The following is a 20,419-nucleotide window of genomic DNA, read 5'->3' as shown; positions in this document are numbered from 1 at the left end:
CCTCCTCAAAAAACAGCGTCAGCCGGGCGTTGGGTGAGCGTCAAGCAAAGCCCGGTCTGTTTGGGGTAAAATTGGGGTTACGAACGACATGACTTCCCGTCAGCGCTGCCTGATTTTCTTCATCATAGGGCTTCTCATTGGGGCAGGGAGTGGCATACTGCCTGCCCGGGCACAAACCTTGCCTCAGGGCCGGGTGGAAATTACCGCCATCAGCACAGAACTGTTTCCACGGGTGCAAATCACTTTTGAAGCCTTTGATGCCCAGGGTAATTTTCTAAGAGAGCTCAAACCCGAAGAGATTCAGATTATCGAGGGGAACGAACAGAATGACGCGGCAGATTTCCGCCCGGTGGAGTGGTTGGAATTGCTCCAGCCGGGGCTGGATGTGATTGTGGCGATCAATTTCGGGCCGGAATTGAATACCCGCTACGCCGGTGTGCGCCGGTACGAAGCCGTACTACAACGCTTGCAGGAATGGGCGGGCGGTGAAACTACCGGCAGCGACCGTCTCAGCCTGTCCACCAACAGCGGATTGCAATTGATCCGCTCAGCAGATCAACAGGAATGGTTAACCGCCCTGGAAAATCTCGCTCAAGTCAACCTGCTGAACGAACAAGCCGGTCTTACCGCGATTACCCGCGCCATGGACCTGGTCACCGACATCAGCGGGGGTACCAAACCGCGCTGCGTGGTCCTGCTGGTCACACCGCTGTTGCCCGCCTCCAATCTGGACGGTGTTCAAAACCTGATAGACCGCGCCGGGCGGCTGAACGTTCCCATTCACGTCTGGTTGACCACATCCGCTCCATCCATTGCTGCAAATCCGGCAATGTTCGATGCGCTCAGTCAACTGGCAGGCCAGACCGGCGGCGAGCTTTCGATTTTCACGGGCAGCGAAAGCCTGCCGGAATTGGAAGGTTACCTGAAATCCTACCGCTACCAATACCGGCTGGAATACGAATCCCGCCTGAACAGCAGTGGCAGTCACCCAATTGCCCTCAGCATTCGACAGGGTGAGGAAGAATTACGCTCCACCAGTCAGCCGGTGTTTCTCAACATTCAACCGCCCAATCCGATCTTCCTTTCACCGCAAACACAGGTTGAACGCCGCTTTTTCCCGCCCAACAGCCGCAACGGCGACCTTGAACCCGATGCACTCACTTACCGGGTGATTATTGAGTTTCCGGATGGTTATCCGCGCGCCATCCGCGCCAGCCGTTTGTTGGTCAACGGTGAACTGGTGCAGGAAAATACCCGCCCGCCGTTCGATCGTTTCACCTGGTCGGTGAGCGAGATTGAAACCGAGCAGCAGGTCGAAATGCAGGTTGAGGTACAAGACTCGCTTGGGTTGACCGGGCGCAGCATCCGCATGCCGGTGCGGGTGAGTGTAGAAAGCCGCCCGCCCAGTCCCTGGCAGGCGGCCCTGAGCGGCAACCGCCCGCTGGTGCTGGGCGCCATTCTGCTGAGCGGGCTGCTACTGGGTACTATCCTGATGTTTGCCGGACAACAAAACCGTCAGCAGGCCGCTGCTCAAAGGCGAAACAACCGCGACCCATTGACTCAGCCGCTGCCGCCACCACTCCAAAAGAAACGCGGCACAATCAATCCGGCTTCCATGGCACGCCGGCTGAGTTCCGCCCGCCCGGCGGCTGTACCGGTATCATCAGCGCCGGCCTGGCTGCTGCAGGTCAGTGAGGATGGTGTGGGGGTGGTGGAAAGCCGGGCAAACCCAGCGGCGCTGAATCTCCTCCCCCTGAAGCGAAGAGACAACCTGATGGGGAGCGACCCGCTCCGTTCGCAAATTTGTATTGCCTCTGCCAGCGTTTCGCCGGTGCATGCCCGCATCGTGGTCAATGAAAAGGGTGAATACTGGATTTACGATCAGGGTTCGCTGGCAGGCACATGGGTCAACTATGTGCCGGTGACGGCAGGTGGCTGCCGGCTGCAACACGGCGATTTGATTCACCTGGGATTTGTCACCCTGCGCTTTGAAACCGCCAAACCCAGCCCTCAACCCGCACCCATAGCCCGCCCGTATCAGGAACAGGAATGATTCGCAGCCAGCAAGCCCATTTGCCGGTTATCGCCCTGACCGACCCCGGTATGCGCGGGAAGAACAATGAAGACCGCTTTGGGATCGTGGCGCTACAACCGACCGAACCCGAGTCGCCGCCGGCACTGCTGGCCGTACTGGCAGATGGGATTGGCGGACACCGCGCCGGTGAAGTCGCCGCCGAAATGACCGTTAACCTGATCGCCGGATATGTGCTGGAAAATGGTGACAAACTCCCCCCCACCGCCCTGCTGGAACAAGCCATCACAACCGCCAGCGCCACAATCTATGAACAATCCCGGTCCAATCGCGAAAAAAACGGCATGGGTGCAACCTGTGCGTGTGTCTACATCGTGGGAGATCGTTTGTACACCGCCAGCGTGGGGGATTCGCGCATTTACCTGCTGCGCCGCGGCAGTATTCACCAGCTGACCACCGACCACACCTGGATTCAGGAGGCGTTGGAACGCGGCCTAATTTCCCCCGAACAGGCGCTTCATCATCCCAACAGCCATGTCATCCGCCGCTTTCTCGGCTCGCCAACCCCGCCGCAGGTGGACTTCCGTCTGCGGCTGAACGGCGGCGAGAGCGATGATCAGGCGCGGGACAATCAGGGGCTGCGCCTGCGGGAAGGCGACCGTTTGCTGTTATGTTCCGACGGCTTGACCGACCTGGTGGGCGACGAAGAAATTCTGGCAGCGGTGGAAAGCCAGCCGGCCCGTCAGGCTGCCGAAAGCCTGATTGACCTGGCAAACCAACGCGGTGGACACGATAACATCACCGTGATCCTGATGGAAGTTCCGCCGGGCAGCCTGGCACAGCCCAAACCGGCAGCCCGAAGGCGCTGGTGGTTGTGGGGGTGCATTGGCCTGTTGATCGTCGCCTTGCTGGGAGGATTGTTGGGTGGCGGGGCGCTGTGGCTGCTCAACCGGCTCGAACCTTCGCCCACCGTTACACCGTCCCTCACCCAGCCTCCGCTTCCCTCCCCGCCCGTTCTGCTTCCCACTGCTGGCCAGATGCCTTCCCCCTCCCTTCCAGCCGTGTTGATTCCGGGCGAGACCGGTACACCCGTGGTTCCTCCCGCGCTCAACCAGGGGGCAACCCCCACCCCATGGCCTACTTACACCCCCTCCTCATCGTAAGAAAGGAAATCAACCATGCGCCAGGCTGTTCGGACTTTACCATCCGGTTATGAAGAACGCGGTCGTTTTACGCTGAAATCCCGCAGCACCCTTTTGATGCTCAACCTGTTTGGGCTGGGTCTGGTGCTGGCTTCGGCGTGGTTCTTTATTACCATTGCCTCCTTTCTCCGTCCGGAGGCCGAAGGGCTGGTGTTTGTTTTCCGTTTGGAGGGGCTGCAAAGTCTGCTGTTCTTACTGCTGCTGATCGTGACAATCGTCCTGACGCTGATCCTGCACGAGGCAGTCCACGGGCTGGGTTTCTGGCTGCTGGCGGGGGTAAAACCCAAATTTGCCTTTCGCGGCACGTATGCCTATGCCGCCGCGCCGGGCTGGTACATTCCCGCCAATATTTACTTCTGGATCGGCATTGCCCCGCTGGTCGTCCTCAGTCTGTTGGCGATTGCTTTGATTGCCCTTGTGCCGCTTTCGGCCCTGACCTATGTGATTCTGGCTGCCGTGATGAATTTTTCCGGCGCGGTGGGGGATATTTGGGTAGCCATCCAGTTGCTGCGCGCCCCGCGCGGTTCACTGGCACTCGATCAGGGCGATGACATTACCCTTTTCGCCCCATCCCGTTCATCTGCCGATTGACCAGCCAGACCCCCAGCAGAATGATCATCCCACCGATGAGCGTGGCCGGGGTAAGCACTTCACCCAGCATCAAACCGGCTACCGCAACCGTCACCAGCGGTTCAAGGTAAAGGAACACCCCCACCTGCGCCGAGGGCATGGCTTGCAGGGCATCGTACCAGAAGATATACGCCAGCCCCGAACAGGCAATCCCCAAAAACAACACGGCTGCCCAGCCATCCACGGTTAAGTGGCTCAGGTCGGCAAAGCCGGGGCCGCTGAGGAAGAAAGCGGAAGAAAACAACCAACCGAACCCCATGACAAAGAACATCATCAGCGCCGCCGGGTAACGGCGCAATCCATCCCGCGAGAGGGTCGAAAAGATCGCCCAGTTTGGCGCGCTGATCAAAATCAGCAAATCGCCGGGCGTTCCAAACCGGCCGAGTGAAAGGGCACGCCAGTCCCCGCGCGAAACCACCAGCAGCACCCCCACCGCCGCCAGCAGGATTCCGCCCAGCCGCACCGGCCCGAGCGATTCACGCAAAAACAACCAGCCCAGCAGCGCCATGAACACGGGGGTGCTCGCCACAATCCAGGCTGTGGTGGTAGCCTGAGCGGTGATTAAACCGGTGGACTGCAGCCATTGGTGAAAGGTGATTCCCAGTCCACCCAGCAAGGCGAAGTAAGCCAGATCGCGCAGGCCCGGCCGCCGATACGCTCCCCTCAACCTCACGGCTAAGCCGAGGATTAAGACCCCGATGCCAAAGCGCGTCCACACAATCGTGACCGGGGCAGCATCGCGCAGGGCAATTTTGGTAGCGATGAACGATCCGCCCCAAACGCTCACCGCAAACAATACTTTGAGGATGACAACCCAGCGTCGGGCTGGTGGAGATGCGACGGTCATCCGGCGGCCTCTTCCACCAGCCAGTATTCCTTTCCACTGCTTTCACGCGCCATCAAGCGGGATTCGATCAAACCGCGCCGCAGCGAGGCGGTATCCTCATGGTAACGAGCCAGAATTTCGTTGACTTCCTTTTCGGTGTACCGCCGGCCGGGCTGAAAGGCTTTGGCTACATAGCGCAGCAACACCTGAAACTTTTTCTCCTGCGCCGGCAGGGATTTAATCCGCCCGCTGGCATCGGTAAAATTCTGGATGATCTTGCGTTCGTACGCCTCGCTCTCGACATCCGCCGAGAGATGCGGCAGGTTTTCACTCTTCAACAGTCGTTGCGCCATCGCCTCCAGCGTATCGGTTTTAAGGGAGTAAAAGTAATAATGACCATCGGTGCGCGCTTCCACCAGCCCGGCTTTGGCCAGTTTGGCAAGATGATGCGAGGTGGTGGAGGGGCTGATGTTCAACAGGGCAGCCAGTTGCTCAACGGTGTGAGCTTCCTGCGCCAGCAGACCGACAATCTTCAAGCGCTGAGCATCCGCCAGTGCCTTGAAGAAGGTCAACAGTTCTTCGGTTAGCGTTGCGTGATCCACGGCAAAAAATCCTTTCGGTTTAATCAAAACATTTTTATAATTATCAAAACGATTTTATGCACTTTTAGGTTTTTGTCAAGGTATTTTTATGCCCCAAAAAGACGGTTTTGTGATAGAATAAGCCTCGCACAGGGGTTCAACCCAGCCTCATTGGGGCGTGGTGCAACGGCAGCACACCAGACTTTGGATCTGTGGATCCTGGTTCGAATCCGGGCGCCCCAGCCTGTAAATTTCAACCTCATGACTGTGGACAGCGACTCTCCTGACCCTGAAAGCGATACGCACCAACGGCAAAGCCCCGCGGCGGCGGATTTTACCCTGCCCTCGGGGCGATCTTTTTCCTTCTCTTCAGCAATGGGGGTGTGATGCAGCCTGATCCTGCGGTGTCTGTGGTCATTCTGGCTGCCGGTTACGGCAAACGCATGAAATCCAGCCTGCCCAAAGTACTGCACCCGCTGGGAGGGGTGCCGCTGATCGAACACAGCCTGCGCTCAGCCGCTCAGGTCAGCGGACAACTGCCCGTGCTGGTGGTCGGCCACGGCGCCGAACAGGTGCGCGCTGCGGTTGGCGCGCGGGCACGCTACGCCCTGCAAGATCAGCAACTCGGCACCGCCCACGCCGTCCGCATGGCGCAGCCGCTACTCAAAGGAAAGGCCGATTGGGTGGTGGTGACCGCTGGCGACATGCCGCTGATCACCTCCCAAACTTTGCAGCAGCTGGTGGACTTGCAGCGCAGCGCCGATGCCGCCCTGACCATGCTGAGCGTCATCCTGGACGACCCGCACGGCTTTGGGCGGGTGGTGCGCAGCCCGGATGGCGATGTGCAGGCAATCGTCGAGGAAGCCGTTGCCCCGCCCGAAGTTCTGGCTCTGCGCGAACTGAACGCCGGGGTGTATTGTTTTGACGGCCAATGGCTGTGGGATGCCCTCGAAGAAGTGCGCCTTTCCCCCAAGGGGGAGTACTTCCTCACTGATCTGGTGGAGATTGCCCGAAAGCAGGGACGGCGCGTGCAGGCCGTCACCGCCCATGACCCCCACGAAGCGCTGGGAATCAACACCCGCGCCCATCTGGCGGAGGCGCAGGCTGTCCTTCAGCGGCGCATTGCGGCGCGCTGGATGGAGGCTGGCGTTACCCTCGTAGATCCTTCCTCAATCACCATCGAAATAGACGTGACCATCGGCGCGGATACCATCCTCTACCCGCAGTGTTATCTGGGCGGGCAAACCCACATCGGCGCCAATTGCCAGATGGGTCCGGGGGCCGTTTTGTGGAATACACAGGTTGGGAATGACTGCCGCATCGCTGCCGCCTGGCTGGAAAATTGCACGCTGGCGGATGGTGTGCGACTGCCTCCCTACACGGTGCAGCGCGGTGGGTTCATCTCCAACGCCGAAAGCGAGGCCTGAGATGAGCCTGAACGGTCTGGTCGGGCTGGTTGTGGTCTTACTGGCGCTGGATTTCATCGCTGTGTGGGTTCGGGCAGCGCTGGTGAACACTCGCCTGCCGCTGCTGATGCAGGTTTCCGGTCAGCGCCCACAGGTCAGCGTCGAGCGCGAAATCGCCCTGATCGAAAAAGTTGCCTACCGGCTGGGACTGCGGCTGGTCATTTCGCTGGCGCACGTCCTGCTGGCAGTGTGCGGCGTGCTGATCGGACAGACTCTCTACCCCAACCTGAATTCCCCGCTGATCTGGTTGGGCGTCTTTTTTGGCGGCGGACTGCTGCTGGTCATACTGGAAATCAGCGTGGAGGGATGGGTACGGCGGGATGCCGAACGCTGGCTGCTGCGCCTTTACCCGCTGGCACGCGGGCTGGAGGTGCTACTGCGCCCATTTTCATCTCTGCTGGGCGGGCTGATGGGTCAGCCGCTGGCGCTGGATGCCGCTCACGGCGGCATGACCGAGGACGAGCTTAAAACATGGGTGGAGGTCGGTCAGCCGAGCGGTGGGCTGGAAAAAGGCGAGCGCCAGATGATTTACTCCATCTTTCACTTTGGGGATACCCTGTGCCGCGAGATCATGGTGCCGCGCATTGACATTCTGGCGCTGGAGGTCAACACCCGCGTCTCGGAGGCGGTACAGGCGCTGGTGACTTCCGGACATTCGCGCGTGCCGGTTTACGAGGAGACCATTGATAACGTGATCGGGCTGCTCTACGCCAAAGACCTGCTGCGCGCCTCGCTGGAAGAGGACGAACCGGAGAACATTCGCCCGTTTTTACGCCCGGCCTACTTTGTGCCGGAGTCCAAAAAGGTGGATGACCTGCTGCGCGAGATGCAGATGAACAGCATTCACATGGCGATTGTGGTGGATGAATACGGCGGCATGGCCGGGCTGGTGACCCTGGAAGACATTGTGGAAGAAATTGTCGGTGAAATCCGCGATGAGTACGATCAGGCCGAGGAACTGCTTTACCAGCGCATTGGCGAGGATGAGGTGCTCTTTCATGGGCGGATTGATCTGGATGACTTCAACGAGGTGCTGGGCACTCATCTGGTGACCGATTTAGCCGATACGCTGGGGGGTTACATATACGGCGTGATCGGACGCGTGCCGATTGGCGGTGAGCAGGTGCAGGTGGAAGACTGGCTGTTGACCGTCGAGCAGGTCAGCGGGCGGCGGATTCGGCGCGTGCGCGCCCGCCGGCACAACCCCGCCGCCGAGGTTGAAAACCCGCCCGGCGAGAGCGCAAGTTAAGCCAGAACCTCCTCAACGGTTTTGCAGGAGATTGCCGCGCCGCCTGCGGCGGCTCGCGGTGACGAAAACGCGGTTAATGTCATGTCGAGCGTCAGCAACACTTGTACCGCACTGCGTTCGGTGCAGCGCAGGTGGACATCTCCCGCACTGCCTTCGGTAAAGGGCAGGTGGCAATCTCCCACCCACCTTTGCGGGAGATTGCCACGCCGCCTGTGGCGGTTCGCAATGACGTAAACCGGTTAATGTCCTCCCAAAGGGCTCAGTTGCAGCCGCCCAACTCCCACGGCGTCAGACATAGGGTGGGTGTGGAGGTAATGGTCGGCGTGCGGGTAATGGTCGGCGTGCGGGTCACCGTACGAGTAGGGGTAATGGTCCGCGTGGGTGTAATCGAAGGAATGGGGGTATTGGTGCGGGTTGGTCCGGCAGTAAACGTGCGGGTGATGGTGCGGGTGATGGTGGCGGTACGGGTATTGGTCGGCAGGGGAGTCGGGGTGGGGGTATTTGCCGAAATGACGAAGGGCACCACCACCACATTGGACTTCTTGCTGGTGTGGTTGTTGCGCGCCAGAACCACCAGGGTGTAACTGCCGTTGCGGATCAGCCCACCGCCCTGGTCCCACGAATCCACCAGCGGGGTGCGGGTGATGCAGCGCCGGCGGCTGCCGCTGCCGGTATGCCCGAAGATGCAGAACCACGAATTGGCATCCCGCGACCAGTGTACCAGATTGCCAGCGCTGTCATACACGAAGAAGTACACGCCCAGTGAAGTATCCACACCACTATCATTACCGTTAATGATGGCGCGTGCCGAGAAGGGTGTGCCGCCCGGATTGATGATGACCTGAATGCTCGGCCCGGGGTAACCGGTCACCTGCTGGACGCAGGAGAGAGTCGGACCGACGGTGGGAACCACATTGTAATAAATGCTACCGGTAAAGTCGCTGGCCCAGTAGAAGTTGTGATAACGACTATTACCCGACACAGCCCACGAGACCGGCGTCACCGTCATGCGCGGGGTGGGTACGCCGGTTGCCACCGGCGGGTAGTGGTTGAAATCGGGCAAAATCCAGAAGGAGAAATTACTGACCGCCGGATTTGGCTGCCCATAGACCCAGCGCAGGTAGTTGCTGCCATATGGACTGATCAGGTTGCGATTGGGGGTGGGGGTGAATACATGACCATAGGGGTAGGATGCCACGTTGGGCGGGTCATAAATCGGCTGATTGGCGGTGTTGCCGGAGTAATAATTGAAGATGTGTCCGCTGGGCTGGCTGTGAACCGGGTTGTGCCACTCGCCGGTCCAGTCCATTAACGCCCCGCTCATGTAGATGTTGTAAGGACCCGTGTTTTGCAACTGCGATTGAATGATATAACCGTTGCCGGGGCTGCCGGCGACAAAGGATTGGAAGGTAAGTGGTTCACCCAACACCACCAGGTCCTCGCAGCGCGGCAGGCTGGTGGGGGTCGGGGTGTAGGTCGCTTCCGGGGTCACCGGCACCAGATACTGCCCCTGAATGACCACCGGCGGGTCACCCGGCTCGGTGATGCCGGGACCGGTCCAGCCAACCGCCAGATTGTCCCCGCCTGCGCCTTCTTTCTGGATCGCTTCGATGTAATACAACTGCCCGGCCTGCAAAGTAATGGGAGCAGAACGCTGGGAAGCGTATTTAGTCCATTCCTGGCTGCTGGTATAGCCGTTTACATAAGCAATTCGGACGGCCCCGGCCGGATTCTGACTGGAACTGAGGTACAGCTCGCTCGAATCATCGCTGGCGATGTAGAAGGTGTACTCCCCGGTCCACGGGGCGCACAGGTAGGCGCGCATGCGCTGACCGTAATTATCGCCCCAGTCCGTCGGTGCCTCGAAAGAAGTGCGATAATCGAAGGCGGTGGCGTTGCCGGGGTAGCGTGGGTTATTCGTCAGATCGCTCAGGCTGCTGCCGCTGATACCGGTCCACCACTGGCGTAGCACCGAGCCGTTGTACTGGCAGAAAACCGGCGTGGGTGTGTTGGTCGGTGTGGTGGTCGGCGTTTCGGTGGCAGTCGGCGGAGGAGTGGGGGTAAAGGTGGCCGCCATGCCGATGCTGCCCACCAGACCGGTCACCCGTGAGGTGCGGAACTTTTCCACAATCCCTTCGCGCATCGCCTGAATGCGCACGGTCGGCCACCACGAGTTGAGGAAGGGGGTGATCAATTCGTGGCGGTAGGTCAGCACCACCCGCACGCGGTCACCCGGACCGCCGGCATCATCCACATAGCGCTCGGTGACCGGGTTGGTAAAGTTGCCGGCCGCGTCAATGTTACCCCGCACCCGCTCGCAGTAATCCGGAAAGCGGTAATCATCCAGACTGTTGGGGTCGTTGGGGACAAAATAACGGGCGTTCGGGTTGAACTGGAAGCGGGCTGCCTGATTGCTGCCAACCGGTTCGATCCGGTTGGAGCAGGTGGTCACATTGAAATACCCCTTCAAAGACGGATTACCGCGGTTGACCATGTCGAAATCGGCATGATTCCAGCCGTAGTCGAGGTAAGCCAGATAATCGCCCGAAACGGCTGGCGCCGAATCCCAGGCGATGCCAGTTGCCCCGGCCAGCGCCGCATCCCGAATGGAAGGCAGGCGCGCCCAGTCCTGAAGGGCGTTTTGCATCTGTTCCCAGTCCGGCGAGAAAGATTCGGGGACGCGGCAGTCGTAGTGGCCGTCGGCAATATCGGCATCTTCCAGCGCCAGCGCCTGGGCAGCCGCCTGACAGTAAGCCGGGTTGAAATTACCGGTAATGGCATAACGCACTCCAAAGCGGGCGCCGTTTTCGAGCGCCAGCCAGGCCTGCAGAAAACGCCCAAATTCAATGATGCCGAACACCAGCATCAGCAGGATGGGTAAAGCCAGCGCAAATTCAACCAAACCCTGCGCTCGCTGGCTGCGCCGCTGGAAAAAGTAGATTTTGAGTGAGAATTGGGGCATTTTCATCGGCATCCCTCGCTTTCCGCGAAGCGCATCACTGCGTAATTCGCGTGTAGATACGGGTGGCAATATCCTCGAAGATCGGAACCAGATCTTCGGGGTTGTTGGTGTAATAATACTGACCGCAGGAACGGAAGGCTGGCGCCGTAGCACACGGATTGGTGGTGCGGTCGCCGTCATCACCGACGGCGGCAATGTAGCGCAGGAGCGGTTCACCCAAACTGACTGCACCGAGACCGATGGTGTACACCGCCACATCATTGCCGCGTGGCTCGTTCTGATTGGTCGAGCGGGTCAGCGCCAGGGCATCGGCCATGTCGCGGGCATAATCGCTGACCGAGTACTTGTTGTTGCGGTTGAAGGAAGGTTGGTTGTTATTGCGAATCCAGGTTGAACCCGGCGGGCAGGTTTGTTCCTGATCGTCAATGCAATAACGCGGGGTAAAAGTGGTGTCAATGCACAGGCTCGGCCACCAGCCCTGATTCAGCCGTCCATCACAAAAGCCGTCGGGGTAGGCAAGCGGCACGAGACCGCCCGTCCACGGCGTATCGCCCGGGCCACTGCCGCCGCTGCCGGCGGTATCGCTCAGGTTGACCACTCCATCGGTGAACAGGACTACCACCCACACAGCCCCCGGACGGGCATCGTTCAGCACCAGATTGGCAGCCCGCAAGCCGCAGCCGATGCAGGTGGAAAGCGGCGAGAGCGATGGGCGGATCGGGCGTCCCTGACTGTACTGCACCGGGTATTTGGCAAGGTAAGCCAGCGCCGCGTTATGATCGGCCATGGTGAACACACCGTCGCCGTCCCAATCGTAGGCATCCAGCAGGCCGTCATCATCGCAGGGCACCCCGCCCCAGCCGTAGGGGTCGGGACCGCCTTCGGAAACGGCCCACCAGCGATCGGCCATGCGCGGGTCGCTCATGTTGGGGCAGGTATAGCCAACGACGGTCGGATTATCGGCATCGGAGCCGTCACCGTCGCGGTCTTCGGGATTGACCGGATTGACGGCGCGGTAATCCACCCACTGCTTCCAGATGCGGCGGACGGGCGGGTCGTCATGCACTTTGATGCTGTTCCACAGGTAATTGCGGGCCGCTTCGAGGTCGTCGGTCAGCGCCACCGTCACCCCATGCAGGTTGGGGATGGGATGCAATTCGGCACGCGAGTCGTAGGTGATGATGGCCACCTGATCGAAGCCCTGGTACATGCGCGAAATGAGCGCATCGGCGGCATTTTTGGCGTGCCACATCGGCAAGCAGGCGCCGGCCGGCGGCGGGTCGGAGCGGTTGACCGGACGGGTGCGGGTGAGCGGGTTGCAAGTCGCATCCGGGTCGTAATCATCCGGCACAAAACCGGGGGTATCGCTGGCCATCGATTCGGAAATATCCAGCACGATCACCAGATCCACGGCTGCAGCTTCGGCAATGGCATTGGTGGTCAGGTTGACCGGCCCGAAACCCAGTAACCCCAGGAAGTAAAGCGGGGCGCGCTGGGTGGCTTCTACCCAGACCAGTTTACGCGGCGATTGTCCGGCACTGGTATCCGGGCAGCGGGCGTAAAATTCGGCCGGCAGGTTGCTGTCCCGGTTGGAATCGCCATCCGCATCGCAGATGAACACCTGCAGGTCGAGCGTGGCGGTGTCCACATTGTGCAGAACCATCACCTCTTCGGTGGCGGCGGTCATGCTGGCCAGATTTTCGCCGCGTTTGAAGGTGTTGGCGGCCGCCACCGCCCCGGCATCTACGGCGCGTTTGAGATGGCCGTAGGTCACATACAGCGAACCGGCGTCAATCGCCAGGCCAATGAAAAAGAGCAGCACCAGAAACGCCACCGCAAAGATGACCAGAATCTGGCCTTCGGAGCGCGCCGGGCGGGCAGGCTCACGGTCTGGGGGTTGGCGTCGGCTGCGCCGCGGGGAGGGACATGAGGGTGTAGGCATGGATTCGGAGCGGATTTGGGACAATTTGAGTGAAAAGTGGGAGATTGAGTACCTGTTCATAGCAGTAGTAGAACTCGACGGCTACAAAACCTTTGCTGGCCGGCCCAACACTATCGTTGAGACCGCTGATCACCCGGTCACGGGTGTAATAGGGCTCGGTGCGGACGATGTTTCCACGGCAATCGGTACGCCAGTTGCCGTTGTGGTTGGTATCCTCATCGTGGTCGGAAAGCGCCCAATAGCCGGTGTTCGGCCAGACATCATCGCGCGGCCAGACATGCGTGACCGTGCGGTTGGACACGGTATACACCGAAATGACCACATCATCGGTGGTCGGGTTGAAGGTTACATAGGGATTCAGACCGTTGCAGAAGGGATCGTTCGTTCGGCAAGAGTCACTCCCGGCCGGCGGCGAGAAGATGCAGGCAGTGGTGTAGTAAAAGTGGAAGTAATTGGGATCACTGCAGGTCATGCAGCGTTCGTTGATGTTGTAAAAATCCGCCCCCACCGGCCGGGCCGGATTTTGGGGGGCATTGCAGTTCTGCCCGGACGGCCAGACCGAAGGCGGGGAATACTGAAACGGATCGCGCACCGAAGCAAAGCGGGCCGCCTCACGGGTCAGGTCCAGCACATCCAGATAGCGGCCGATGAAAATTACCACTTCCACCAGACCCAGCAACATGATCAGCAAAACGGGCAGAACCAGCGCCAGTTCGATGAACGACTGGGCACGTCCATCCCGCCACAGCGGACTGCGGCGGATCGGCTTTGGGAGGATTTGAAGGAATTGGAACATACGGCTCCTATCTTCCGCGGCAGAAAAGGTCTTTTCCTGCTGCTTTTACATTAAGGCAGTGCGGTATAAAAGTCAATAGTTTTTGGTTAGTTTTTGGTGTTTTGTCATCCGCTATACACTTTTTTGTAACCGTTTTTGGACAATTCACGGTTTGTCCATCACTTTTGACCGCTTTTTGAGTATAGCGCAGGCTGAGCCAAAAAATTGGCGCTGAAAGGCAACTGTAAAGCGGTTGTAACCCATTTGTAAAGTAATCATCATCGAAATCGGACATAGGACACTGCACCAGGGTGCAGATTCGATGCCAGAAATTGCACCTTTTGACAGATTGACGGGCGGCTTTGTATGTTCTACACTCACTCTGTAATAGAACATAAATTCTATTTCGGGAGGGAAAATGAGCCGAACCGTCAGCCCATCCAAACGCCCCCGCAACGGCGGCAAACTGAGCGAGGAAATTCGCATGATGCGCCTGCTGATTCGGCGCGCCCAGTCGCTGGCGGATGACGGCATCTCGCTGGGCGAGTTGCTCTCGGTGTTGCAGACCGTTTCGCGCGCCTGCGCCAGCCTGGCAACCCTGCTGAAAACCGAGCAGTCGCTTGCCGAGCAGGAAACCAGCGGCGATCTGGTTCGGGCAACGCTGGAGGAGATTCGCACCGAAATGGAAGCCAATGGCATCCACTCCCTGCTCAGCGAAAGCCAGGACTGATGCCCTCCCAGCCGGGCGGGCTGGGTTGTGGACGACCTTCAACCCCGGACGGCATCCCCTCGCGGAGCGGAACCTGCCGCCGGCCCCCCTCTCAGCCCGCCCCCATTTTCTTTTCACAAGGAGGTTTATGCAATCGGAGAAAAAAGACCCTTCCCTGATCACCCTGCGCGAAGCCCTGCAAGACCCGTGCTTGTTTGCGCGGGCATTCGGCAAAATCCGCCTGCGTTCCTATCAGGCGGAAGTCATTCGGGCAGTTGCCCGCTCGGTGCTGTACCGCCAGGGGTTGACTTTCGTGGTGCTGTTCCCGCGCCAGTCGGGTAAAAACGAGGTGCAGGCGCAGCTGGAGGCCTACCTGCTGACCTGTTTGCAGGACTGCGAGGCCGAAATTGTCAAAATTTCGCCGACCTGGAAACCGCAATCGCTGAACGCCATGCGCCGCTTGCAGCGCGTGCTGGAACGCAACAGCCTGCTCAACGGGAACTGGATGCGCGAAAGCGGCTACATCTACCGCGTCGGACGGGCGCGGATTTTCTTTTTGAGCGGCGAACCCCACAGCAACATCGTCGGGGCAACCGCCAGCGCCCTGCTGGAAGTGGACGAAGCCCAGGACGTGGAAATCGAAAAATTCGACAAAGAAATTGCCCCGATGGCAGCCTCCACCAACGCCACCCGCGTCCTGTGGGGCACCGCCTGGACCAGCCAGACTCTGCTGGCACGCGAACTGCGTTTGGCGCGCCATGCCCAGCAGCAGGACGGCGTACAGCGGGTCTTCATCGCCAGCGCCGATCAGGTTGCCGCCGAGGTACCCGCCTACGCCCGGTTTGTCGCCGAACAGGTGGCGCGCCTCGGCCGCCAGCACCCATTCATCCGCAGCCAGTACTACAGCGAGGAAATTGACGGGCAGGGCGGACTGTTCCCGCCGGAACGGCGGGCGCGCCTGACCGGCAGTCACCGCCTGCTCGACCAGCCGCAGCCGGGGGAAATCTACGCCTTTTTGCTGGATGTGGCCGGGGCGGACGAAACCACCGGTACACCCGCTACGGGCGAAAACCCCCTCAATGCAGCCCGGGATGCCACCGCCCTGACGATTGTAGCGGTCGACCGCAGCACCTGCGCCGACCCGCTGCTGCGCGCCCCCACCTACCGCTGCGTTCGACGCCGCCTGTGGGTGGGCACCCGCCACAGCGACCTGTACACCGAATTACGTGCTCTGGCGGAAATCTGGCGGCCTTGGCGGGTGGTGGTGGATGCCACCGGCATCGGAGCCGGGCTGGCGGATTTTCTCAGCCGGGCTTTGCCGGGCCGGGTGATTCCCTTCACCTTCTCGACCGCCAGCAAGAGCAAACTGGGCTGGGATTTTCTCTCGCTGGTGGAAAGCGGACGATGGAAAGAAGCCGCCGATGCCGAACAGGACGAAGCCGGCCGGTTGTTCTCCCGTCAACTGGACTTGTGCCAGTACGAGATTCTGCCCGGCCCCGAAAAACGAATGCGCTGGGGCGTACCGGATGGCAGCCGCGATCCGCTCAGCGGTCAGCCAGCCCACGACGACCTGCTCATCTCAGCGGCGCTGGTCAGTCTGCTGGATGATCAACCCCTGCCGTCCGGCGGTGAAACGCTGATTGTGCCGGGCTGTGACCCGCTGCGCGACCTTGACCGCGGTTTTTGAACCCCTGTCTTCTGAAACGAGGTGAAGATGAAAGAAACTTTCTGGCAAGGGCTGCGCCGCCGTCTGCTGGCGGATGAAGTGCGCCTTCAGGTGCGGGCAGCCCTGCAAACCGAAACTGACAATACCTTTACCCTGGGCGCTCGATCCGCTTCCGCCCCGCCTCATGAGCGCCCGTTTGCCGAAAGGCGCGAGGCGCTCCAGCAGGCGCTGGAAGCCTGGCGGGTCAATCCGCTGGCACGGCGGATCGTCGAACTGACCACCCAGTACGTGGTCGGCGGCGGAATCACCTTTGCCTGCGAGCACCCGGCTACCAGCCGATTTTTGCACCAGTTGTGGCATCACCCGCTCAACCAGTTGAGCCTGCGCCTGCCCGAATGGTGCGACGAACTGACCCGTAGCGGTAATCTGTTCATCCTGATTTCCACCGACCCCGCCGGGATGAGTTACTTCCGGGCTGTGCCGGCCGCCCAGATTGACGAGATCCGCACCCGCCCAAACGATGTTGATCAGCCGCTGGAGTACCAACCGGTCCCCGGACTGGATGGCCGCGAGGTACAGGCCTGGCCGGCCTATCAGCCCTTGGAGGATGGGCCGGACGCCGGCGGCCGCTTTCCGGCGGTAATGCGCCACTACGCCATCAACCGGCCGGCGGGCTGCGTGTGGGGCGAATCGGATCTGCTGCCCCTGCTGCGCTGGCTGAGTCGTTACGCCAACTGGCTGGAAGACCGCGCCCGACTGAACCGCTACCGCACGGCGTTTTTGTACGTGGTGCGCTCGCGCTTTACCGGCGAAGGCGAACGGCTGGCACGCCAGCAGCGCCTGAATGCCCAGCCGCCGGCCCCCGGTTCGATTCTGGTGACCGATGAAAACGAGACCTGGGAGGTGATTCAGCCGCGCCTCGAAGCCGATGACGCCAACACCGACGGGCTGGCGATCAAGAAGATGATTGCCGCCGGAGCCGGCCTGCCGCTGCACTTCCTCGCCGAGCCGGAATCCAGCACGCGCACCACCGCCGAAGCCGCCGGCGGCCCGACCTACCGCCGCTTTGAGCAGCGCCAGGCCTTCTTTCTGCAGGTGATTGCCGATTTACTGCGGATTGCCGTACAGCGCCGCGCTCTGGCGCAGGGCCGCCGTCCCGGCGGCGGACGGGTGGACGGGCAGGCCGTCATCCGTGTGCATGGCGGCGACCTTTCAGCGCGCGATAATGTCGCCCTCGGACTGGCCGGCAACCACATTCTGGCGGTGGTGGGGCAGCTGCGCGACCGCGGCCTGATTGACGACCGCGAACTGCTGCGGGTGGTTTACCGCTTCATCGGCGAGACGGCCGAGGTGGAGGAACTGCTGGAAGGCGGCAAAGCCGCTCTGCCCGCCGGGCCGGCCGGACGGCAGAGGGGCGGCTTCCCCGAAGGCAAGGTGGATTTAACCAGCGGCGAGCCCAAAAACGGAGGTCTGGAATGAACCCGCCGGTTCAGATTTCACCCGCATCCACCGTGATGGATTGCGCCGCCCGTCTGCAATTGAACGGCGAGGCGTTGGGCGAATTTGAAATCCTCGCCATCACCGCCGGGGAGGGCAACGGCTGGCACTTCACCGCCGAGGTGCTGCGCCAGTCCCTGCCGTTGTGGGACGGGCGCGAGTGCTACCTTGACCATCATCTCGGCGAGCGCAGCCTGCGCGATCTGGCCGGGGTGGTATATGACCCGCAGTGGGACGAGGCGCGTCAGGGCATCCGCCTGCGCCTTAAACCGCTGGGGCCGGCGGCTGCGCTGCTGCGCGCCCTCGGCAGCGCCATGCTGGACGAATCCGTCCGCCCGCAGGTCGGTTTTTCTGCCGATTTGCTGTTCACCGCACGCGGGCGGCAGGTCGAAAAAATTGTGCGTGTCCTTTCGGTGGATTGTGTGATTCAACCGGCGCGCGGTGGTGCCTTTCTGCGCGCCCTCAACCAGCAATCCCCGCAAACCCATTTCACTCATTTTTCAACCGATGGAGGAAACCTGATGAACGAACTCAACCCAACCCCAATCCCCGCTGATGCGCCAGGGACGCCCGCCGCCCCACCTCAGCCATCGGCTGCCGCGCTGGAAGGGGAATTGTGCCGCCTGCTGCTCGACCAGTCGCTGGCTGCCGCCCACCTGCCGACCGCCGCAGCCGAGCGCATCCGCCGCCAGTTCAGCGGGCGGACGTTCGACCCGGCCGATTTGCAGCGCACCATCGAGGACACCCGCCAGATGGTCAGCGAATTGACCGCCGGCCAGTGGGTGAACGGCCCGGCGCGCATCGAAGCGATCTACTCGCCGGAGGATCAATTGAAGGCGGCCGTCCATGATCTGCTGGGTATTCCCAAGCCGGCTGCTCTGAACGGCCTGAAAGCCGCCCGCCTGAGCGGCATCCGCGAGCTTTACACCCTGCTAACCGGTGACTACAACTTCTACGGCGGCTACTACCCCGAACGAGTCACCCTTTCCACCACCGCCACTCTGCCCGGACTGCTCAAAGACGCCCTTAACAAAATGGTAGTGATGGGCTGGGAGGAACTGGGGCGCAGCGGTTACCGCTGGTGGGAACCCATTGTCAGCGTGGAGCATTTCAGCAACCTGCACCCGATCACCGGCGTGCTGGTGGGGGAAGTGAGCGTCCTGCCGGGTGTCGCCGAAGGGGCTGCCTACACCGAGCTGGCAATCCGCGATTCGGCGGAGGTGGGCGAATGGGGCAAGTACGGCGGGTTTGTGGCGCTGACGCTGGAGATGTTCGAGCGCGACGAAACCCACAAACTGCGCCAGTACCCGCGCAAACTGGCATCGGCTGCCCTGCGGCGCATTTCGGCGCTGGTCGGCAGCATCTTCACCGCCAACAACGGGGTTGGGCCGCAAATGGCGGATGGCAGCGCCGTGTTTCATGCCGCCAATCACCACAATGTGGGCACGGCGGCCCTTTCCGGCGAGGCTTGGGAAGCCGCCAGCAAAGCCATCTACGAGCAGCCGATGCTGGTGGCTGAGGGCGGCAGCGCCCCCAAACTGGCGCTGGATGCCCGCTACCTGATTGTGCCGCGCAGTCTGCGCCTGACCGCCATGCGCATTCTCTACCCGGCTTTCGAGCGGGAAACCGGCATCTTCTCCGAAAACCTGCAGCGCGGCGAGATGGGCGATGTAATCACCTGCCCGGAATTCGGCGACCCCAACGACTGGGCAGCCGTTGCCGACCCGAAACTGGCCCCCGGCATCATCCTCGGCGAACGGTTCGGCTTGCTGCCGGAGATTTTCGTCGCCGACCGCGAGACCAGCGGGGCCTTGTTCACCCACGATGAAATCCGCATGAAGGTGCGCCACTGGGTGAGCGTGTTCGTCGCCGATTACCGCCCGCTTTACAAAGCCAACGTCGCCTGAACATGAACGAGCCGATGGCTGTACCCCGACCCGTTACGCCGCCAGCCGAGCGCGCCCTCGGCGTGGATGTCTCCCACTGGAACGACTTTGTGGATTTTCGGGCGCTGAGTGGCGCGGGCGCGACTTTTGCGGTGGTCAAGATCAGTCAGGGCAGCCAGTTGCGGGACGGGCGGCGCATTCAGCACGCCAACGCCGCCCGCCGCGCCGGCCTGCTGACCGGGGGTTATCACTGGTGCGACCCAACTCACGACCCCGACCGTCAGGTGGAAAACTTCCTGCGCGCCAGCGAAGATGTGCAACTGGACTTCTGCGCAGTGGATGTGGAGCAGTACTGGCTCGATTGGGAGGAGTGGGCCAATCACAACATCACCCGCATCCTGCCTCCGGCGCAGATCAGCCGCTGTGCCCGGCTGGTGAGCGAGGGCATCGCCCGTCGCACGGCCAAACCGACCCTGATCTACACCCGCACGACCTTTGTGCAGGCCTACGCAGCCCCGATGCTCGACTGGCTTTCCGGCTGGGACCTGTGGCTGGCACAATACCCCTACCCGCGCGGCAAATTGAGCCTGGACTGGCAAACCCTGCGCCGCCAGCACCTGCCGCAGATGTTTGCCCCGGCTTTACCGGCCGGCGCTGCCGACTGGCGCATGTGGCAGTTCAGCGGTGATCGTTTTGTCCTGCCGGGGGGCGGCGGGCAGCCGCTCGACCTGAACTGGTTCAACGGCAGCCCGAACGACCTGCGAGCCTGGTGTGGTCTGGCAGCGCCTGCCAACCCGCCGCCCCAGCCTTCACTGGAAGAGATGGTGCGCCGTTTGTGGGCGGCCCACCCCGATTTGCACCTTGAAAAAAGCAGACAATGTTAAGTTGACGCTCGGGGTGACATCAACCGGTTTCCGTCATTGCGGGCCGCCACCAGGAAGCGCGGCGATCTCCCGCCAGACCCATCCCTTTCTTCAACCACCTTTCTTTTCAATA

The 20,419-nt window shown here is 61.2% G+C and carries 16 protein-coding genes and 1 tRNA gene; 11 read left to right on the top strand and 6 right to left on the bottom strand.

Going from position 1 to position 20,419, the window contains the following annotated elements:
- Positions 1–88: 88 nt before the first annotated feature.
- From AC812_RS09845 to AC812_RS09835, 3 genes are read left to right on the top strand one after another with little or no spacing between them, the layout of a single operon-like run.
- Positions 89–2,053: an FHA domain-containing protein gene (locus AC812_RS09845; RefSeq protein WP_061913249.1), complete on the top strand. Its 1,965-nt coding sequence runs from the start codon at positions 89–91 to the stop codon at positions 2,051–2,053.
- Positions 2,050–3,195, top strand: a complete 1,146-nt coding sequence (locus AC812_RS09840) for a PP2C family protein-serine/threonine phosphatase (RefSeq protein WP_061913248.1) — start codon at positions 2,050–2,052, stop codon at positions 3,193–3,195. Before AC812_RS09845 ends, AC812_RS09840 begins: the two co-directional genes overlap by 4 nt.
- A gap of 15 nt (positions 3,196–3,210) precedes the next feature.
- Positions 3,211–3,825, top strand: coding sequence for a DUF3267 domain-containing protein (locus tag AC812_RS09835; protein ID WP_061913247.1), 615 nt, complete (start codon positions 3,211–3,213; stop codon positions 3,823–3,825).
- Here the strand turns inward: AC812_RS09835 and AC812_RS09830 are convergent.
- Both AC812_RS09830 and AC812_RS09825 read right to left on the bottom strand, forming a co-directional pair.
- On the bottom strand, positions 3,788–4,711 hold the full coding sequence (locus tag AC812_RS09830) for a DMT family transporter (protein ID WP_061913246.1): 924 nt from the start codon (positions 4,709–4,711) through the stop codon (positions 3,788–3,790). The genes AC812_RS09835 and AC812_RS09830 overlap by 38 nt on opposite strands.
- Complete coding sequence (locus AC812_RS09825) at positions 4,708–5,292, bottom strand: DUF2087 domain-containing protein (protein ID WP_061913291.1); 585 nt, start codon at positions 5,290–5,292, stop codon at positions 4,708–4,710. Before AC812_RS09825 ends, AC812_RS09830 begins: the two co-directional genes overlap by 4 nt.
- 151 nt (positions 5,293–5,443) lie before the next feature.
- Here AC812_RS09825 and AC812_RS09820 point away from each other — a divergent pair.
- The 3 genes from AC812_RS09820 to AC812_RS09810 all read left to right on the top strand — a co-directional run bounded on the left by AC812_RS09820 (position 5,444) and on the right by AC812_RS09810 (position 7,986).
- A tRNA-Gln gene (locus tag AC812_RS09820) sits at positions 5,444–5,514 on the top strand.
- Positions 5,515–5,657: 143 nt separating this feature from the next.
- On the top strand, positions 5,658–6,698 hold the full coding sequence (locus AC812_RS09815) for a bifunctional UDP-N-acetylglucosamine diphosphorylase/glucosamine-1-phosphate N-acetyltransferase GlmU (protein WP_061913245.1): 1,041 nt from the start codon (positions 5,658–5,660) through the stop codon (positions 6,696–6,698).
- Position 6,699: 1 nt separating this feature from the next.
- Positions 6,700–7,986 (top strand): hemolysin family protein, encoded by a 1,287-nt coding sequence (locus AC812_RS09810; protein ID WP_061913244.1) that lies wholly within the window; start codon positions 6,700–6,702, stop codon positions 7,984–7,986.
- 259 nt (positions 7,987–8,245) lie between these two features.
- Here the strand turns inward: AC812_RS09810 and AC812_RS18265 are convergent, their stop codons facing one another.
- Genes AC812_RS18265 through AC812_RS17610 form a run of 4 tightly spaced genes read right to left on the bottom strand, consistent with a single transcriptional unit; the run spans position 8,246 to position 13,960 of the window.
- Positions 8,246–10,954 (bottom strand): TadE/TadG family type IV pilus assembly protein, encoded by a 2,709-nt coding sequence (locus AC812_RS18265; protein WP_169787287.1) that lies wholly within the window; start codon positions 10,952–10,954, stop codon positions 8,246–8,248.
- 28 nt (positions 10,955–10,982) lie between these two features.
- Positions 10,983–12,890: a pilus assembly protein TadG-related protein gene (locus tag AC812_RS09795; protein WP_169787286.1), complete on the bottom strand. Its 1,908-nt coding sequence runs from the start codon at positions 12,888–12,890 to the stop codon at positions 10,983–10,985.
- On the bottom strand, positions 12,832–13,686 hold the full coding sequence (locus tag AC812_RS09790; RefSeq protein WP_061913240.1) for a TadE/TadG family type IV pilus assembly protein: 855 nt from the start codon (positions 13,684–13,686) through the stop codon (positions 12,832–12,834). Before AC812_RS09790 ends, AC812_RS09795 begins: the two co-directional genes overlap by 59 nt.
- A 7-nt stretch (positions 13,687–13,693) precedes the next feature.
- On the bottom strand, positions 13,694–13,960 hold the full coding sequence (locus AC812_RS17610; protein ID WP_145962474.1) for a hypothetical protein: 267 nt from the start codon (positions 13,958–13,960) through the stop codon (positions 13,694–13,696).
- Between the two features lie 123 nt (positions 13,961–14,083).
- Between AC812_RS17610 and AC812_RS09785 the strand changes: the two genes are divergently transcribed.
- From AC812_RS09785 to AC812_RS09765, 5 genes are all read left to right on the top strand, one after another.
- Positions 14,084–14,395: a hypothetical protein gene (locus AC812_RS09785; protein ID WP_061913239.1), complete on the top strand. Its 312-nt coding sequence runs from the start codon at positions 14,084–14,086 to the stop codon at positions 14,393–14,395.
- 127 nt (positions 14,396–14,522) lie between these two features.
- Complete coding sequence (locus AC812_RS09780; RefSeq protein ID WP_061913238.1) at positions 14,523–16,061, top strand: hypothetical protein; 1,539 nt, start codon at positions 14,523–14,525, stop codon at positions 16,059–16,061.
- 27 nt (positions 16,062–16,088) lie between these two features.
- Positions 16,089–17,519 (top strand): hypothetical protein, encoded by a 1,431-nt coding sequence (locus AC812_RS09775; protein WP_061913237.1) that lies wholly within the window; start codon positions 16,089–16,091, stop codon positions 17,517–17,519.
- The gene (locus tag AC812_RS09770) at positions 17,516–19,444 is read left to right on the top strand and encodes a phage major capsid protein (RefSeq protein ID WP_061913236.1); all 1,929 of its coding nucleotides are present in this window, start codon (positions 17,516–17,518) and stop codon (positions 19,442–19,444) included. Before AC812_RS09775 ends, AC812_RS09770 begins: the two co-directional genes overlap by 4 nt.
- 14 nt (positions 19,445–19,458) lie before the next feature.
- On the top strand, positions 19,459–20,307 hold the full coding sequence (locus AC812_RS09765) for a glycoside hydrolase family 25 protein (RefSeq protein ID WP_169787285.1): 849 nt from the start codon (positions 19,459–19,461) through the stop codon (positions 20,305–20,307).
- Positions 20,308–20,419: the final 112 nt, after the last annotated feature.

Source organism: Bellilinea caldifistulae (assembly GCF_001306055.1).
GTDB classification, from domain to species: Bacteria; Chloroflexota; Anaerolineae; order Anaerolineales; family Anaerolineaceae; genus Bellilinea; species Bellilinea caldifistulae.
This window is presented reverse-complemented; position numbering and strand designations above follow the sequence as displayed.

Coding starts and splice junctions, on each gene's coding strand:
- AC812_RS09810 (WP_061913244.1), top strand. CDS start 6,700: ATGAGCCTGAACGGTCTGGTCGGGCTGGTTGTGGTCTTACTGGCGCTG.
- AC812_RS09815 (WP_061913245.1), top strand. CDS start 5,658: ATGCAGCCTGATCCTGCGGTGTCTGTGGTCATTCTGGCTGCCGGTTAC.
- AC812_RS09775 (WP_061913237.1), top strand. CDS start 16,089: ATGAAAGAAACTTTCTGGCAAGGGCTGCGCCGCCGTCTGCTGGCGGAT.
- AC812_RS09785 (WP_061913239.1), top strand. CDS start 14,084: ATGAGCCGAACCGTCAGCCCATCCAAACGCCCCCGCAACGGCGGCAAA.
- AC812_RS09835 (WP_061913247.1), top strand. CDS start 3,211: ATGCGCCAGGCTGTTCGGACTTTACCATCCGGTTATGAAGAACGCGGT.
- AC812_RS09845 (WP_061913249.1), top strand. CDS start 89: ATGACTTCCCGTCAGCGCTGCCTGATTTTCTTCATCATAGGGCTTCTC.
- AC812_RS09770 (WP_061913236.1), top strand. CDS start 17,516: ATGAACCCGCCGGTTCAGATTTCACCCGCATCCACCGTGATGGATTGC.
- AC812_RS09795 (WP_169787286.1), bottom strand. CDS start 12,890: ATGCCTACACCCTCATGTCCCTCCCCGCGGCGCAGCCGACGCCAACCC.
- AC812_RS09790 (WP_061913240.1), bottom strand. CDS start 13,686: ATGTTCCAATTCCTTCAAATCCTCCCAAAGCCGATCCGCCGCAGTCCG.
- AC812_RS09765 (WP_169787285.1), top strand. CDS start 19,459: ATGGCTGTACCCCGACCCGTTACGCCGCCAGCCGAGCGCGCCCTCGGC.
- AC812_RS09780 (WP_061913238.1), top strand. CDS start 14,523: ATGCAATCGGAGAAAAAAGACCCTTCCCTGATCACCCTGCGCGAAGCC.
- AC812_RS17610 (WP_145962474.1), bottom strand. CDS start 13,960: ATGTCCGATTTCGATGATGATTACTTTACAAATGGGTTACAACCGCTT.
- AC812_RS09830 (WP_061913246.1), bottom strand. CDS start 4,711: ATGACCGTCGCATCTCCACCAGCCCGACGCTGGGTTGTCATCCTCAAA.
- AC812_RS18265 (WP_169787287.1), bottom strand. CDS start 10,954: ATGAAAATGCCCCAATTCTCACTCAAAATCTACTTTTTCCAGCGGCGC.
- AC812_RS09840 (WP_061913248.1), top strand. CDS start 2,050: ATGATTCGCAGCCAGCAAGCCCATTTGCCGGTTATCGCCCTGACCGAC.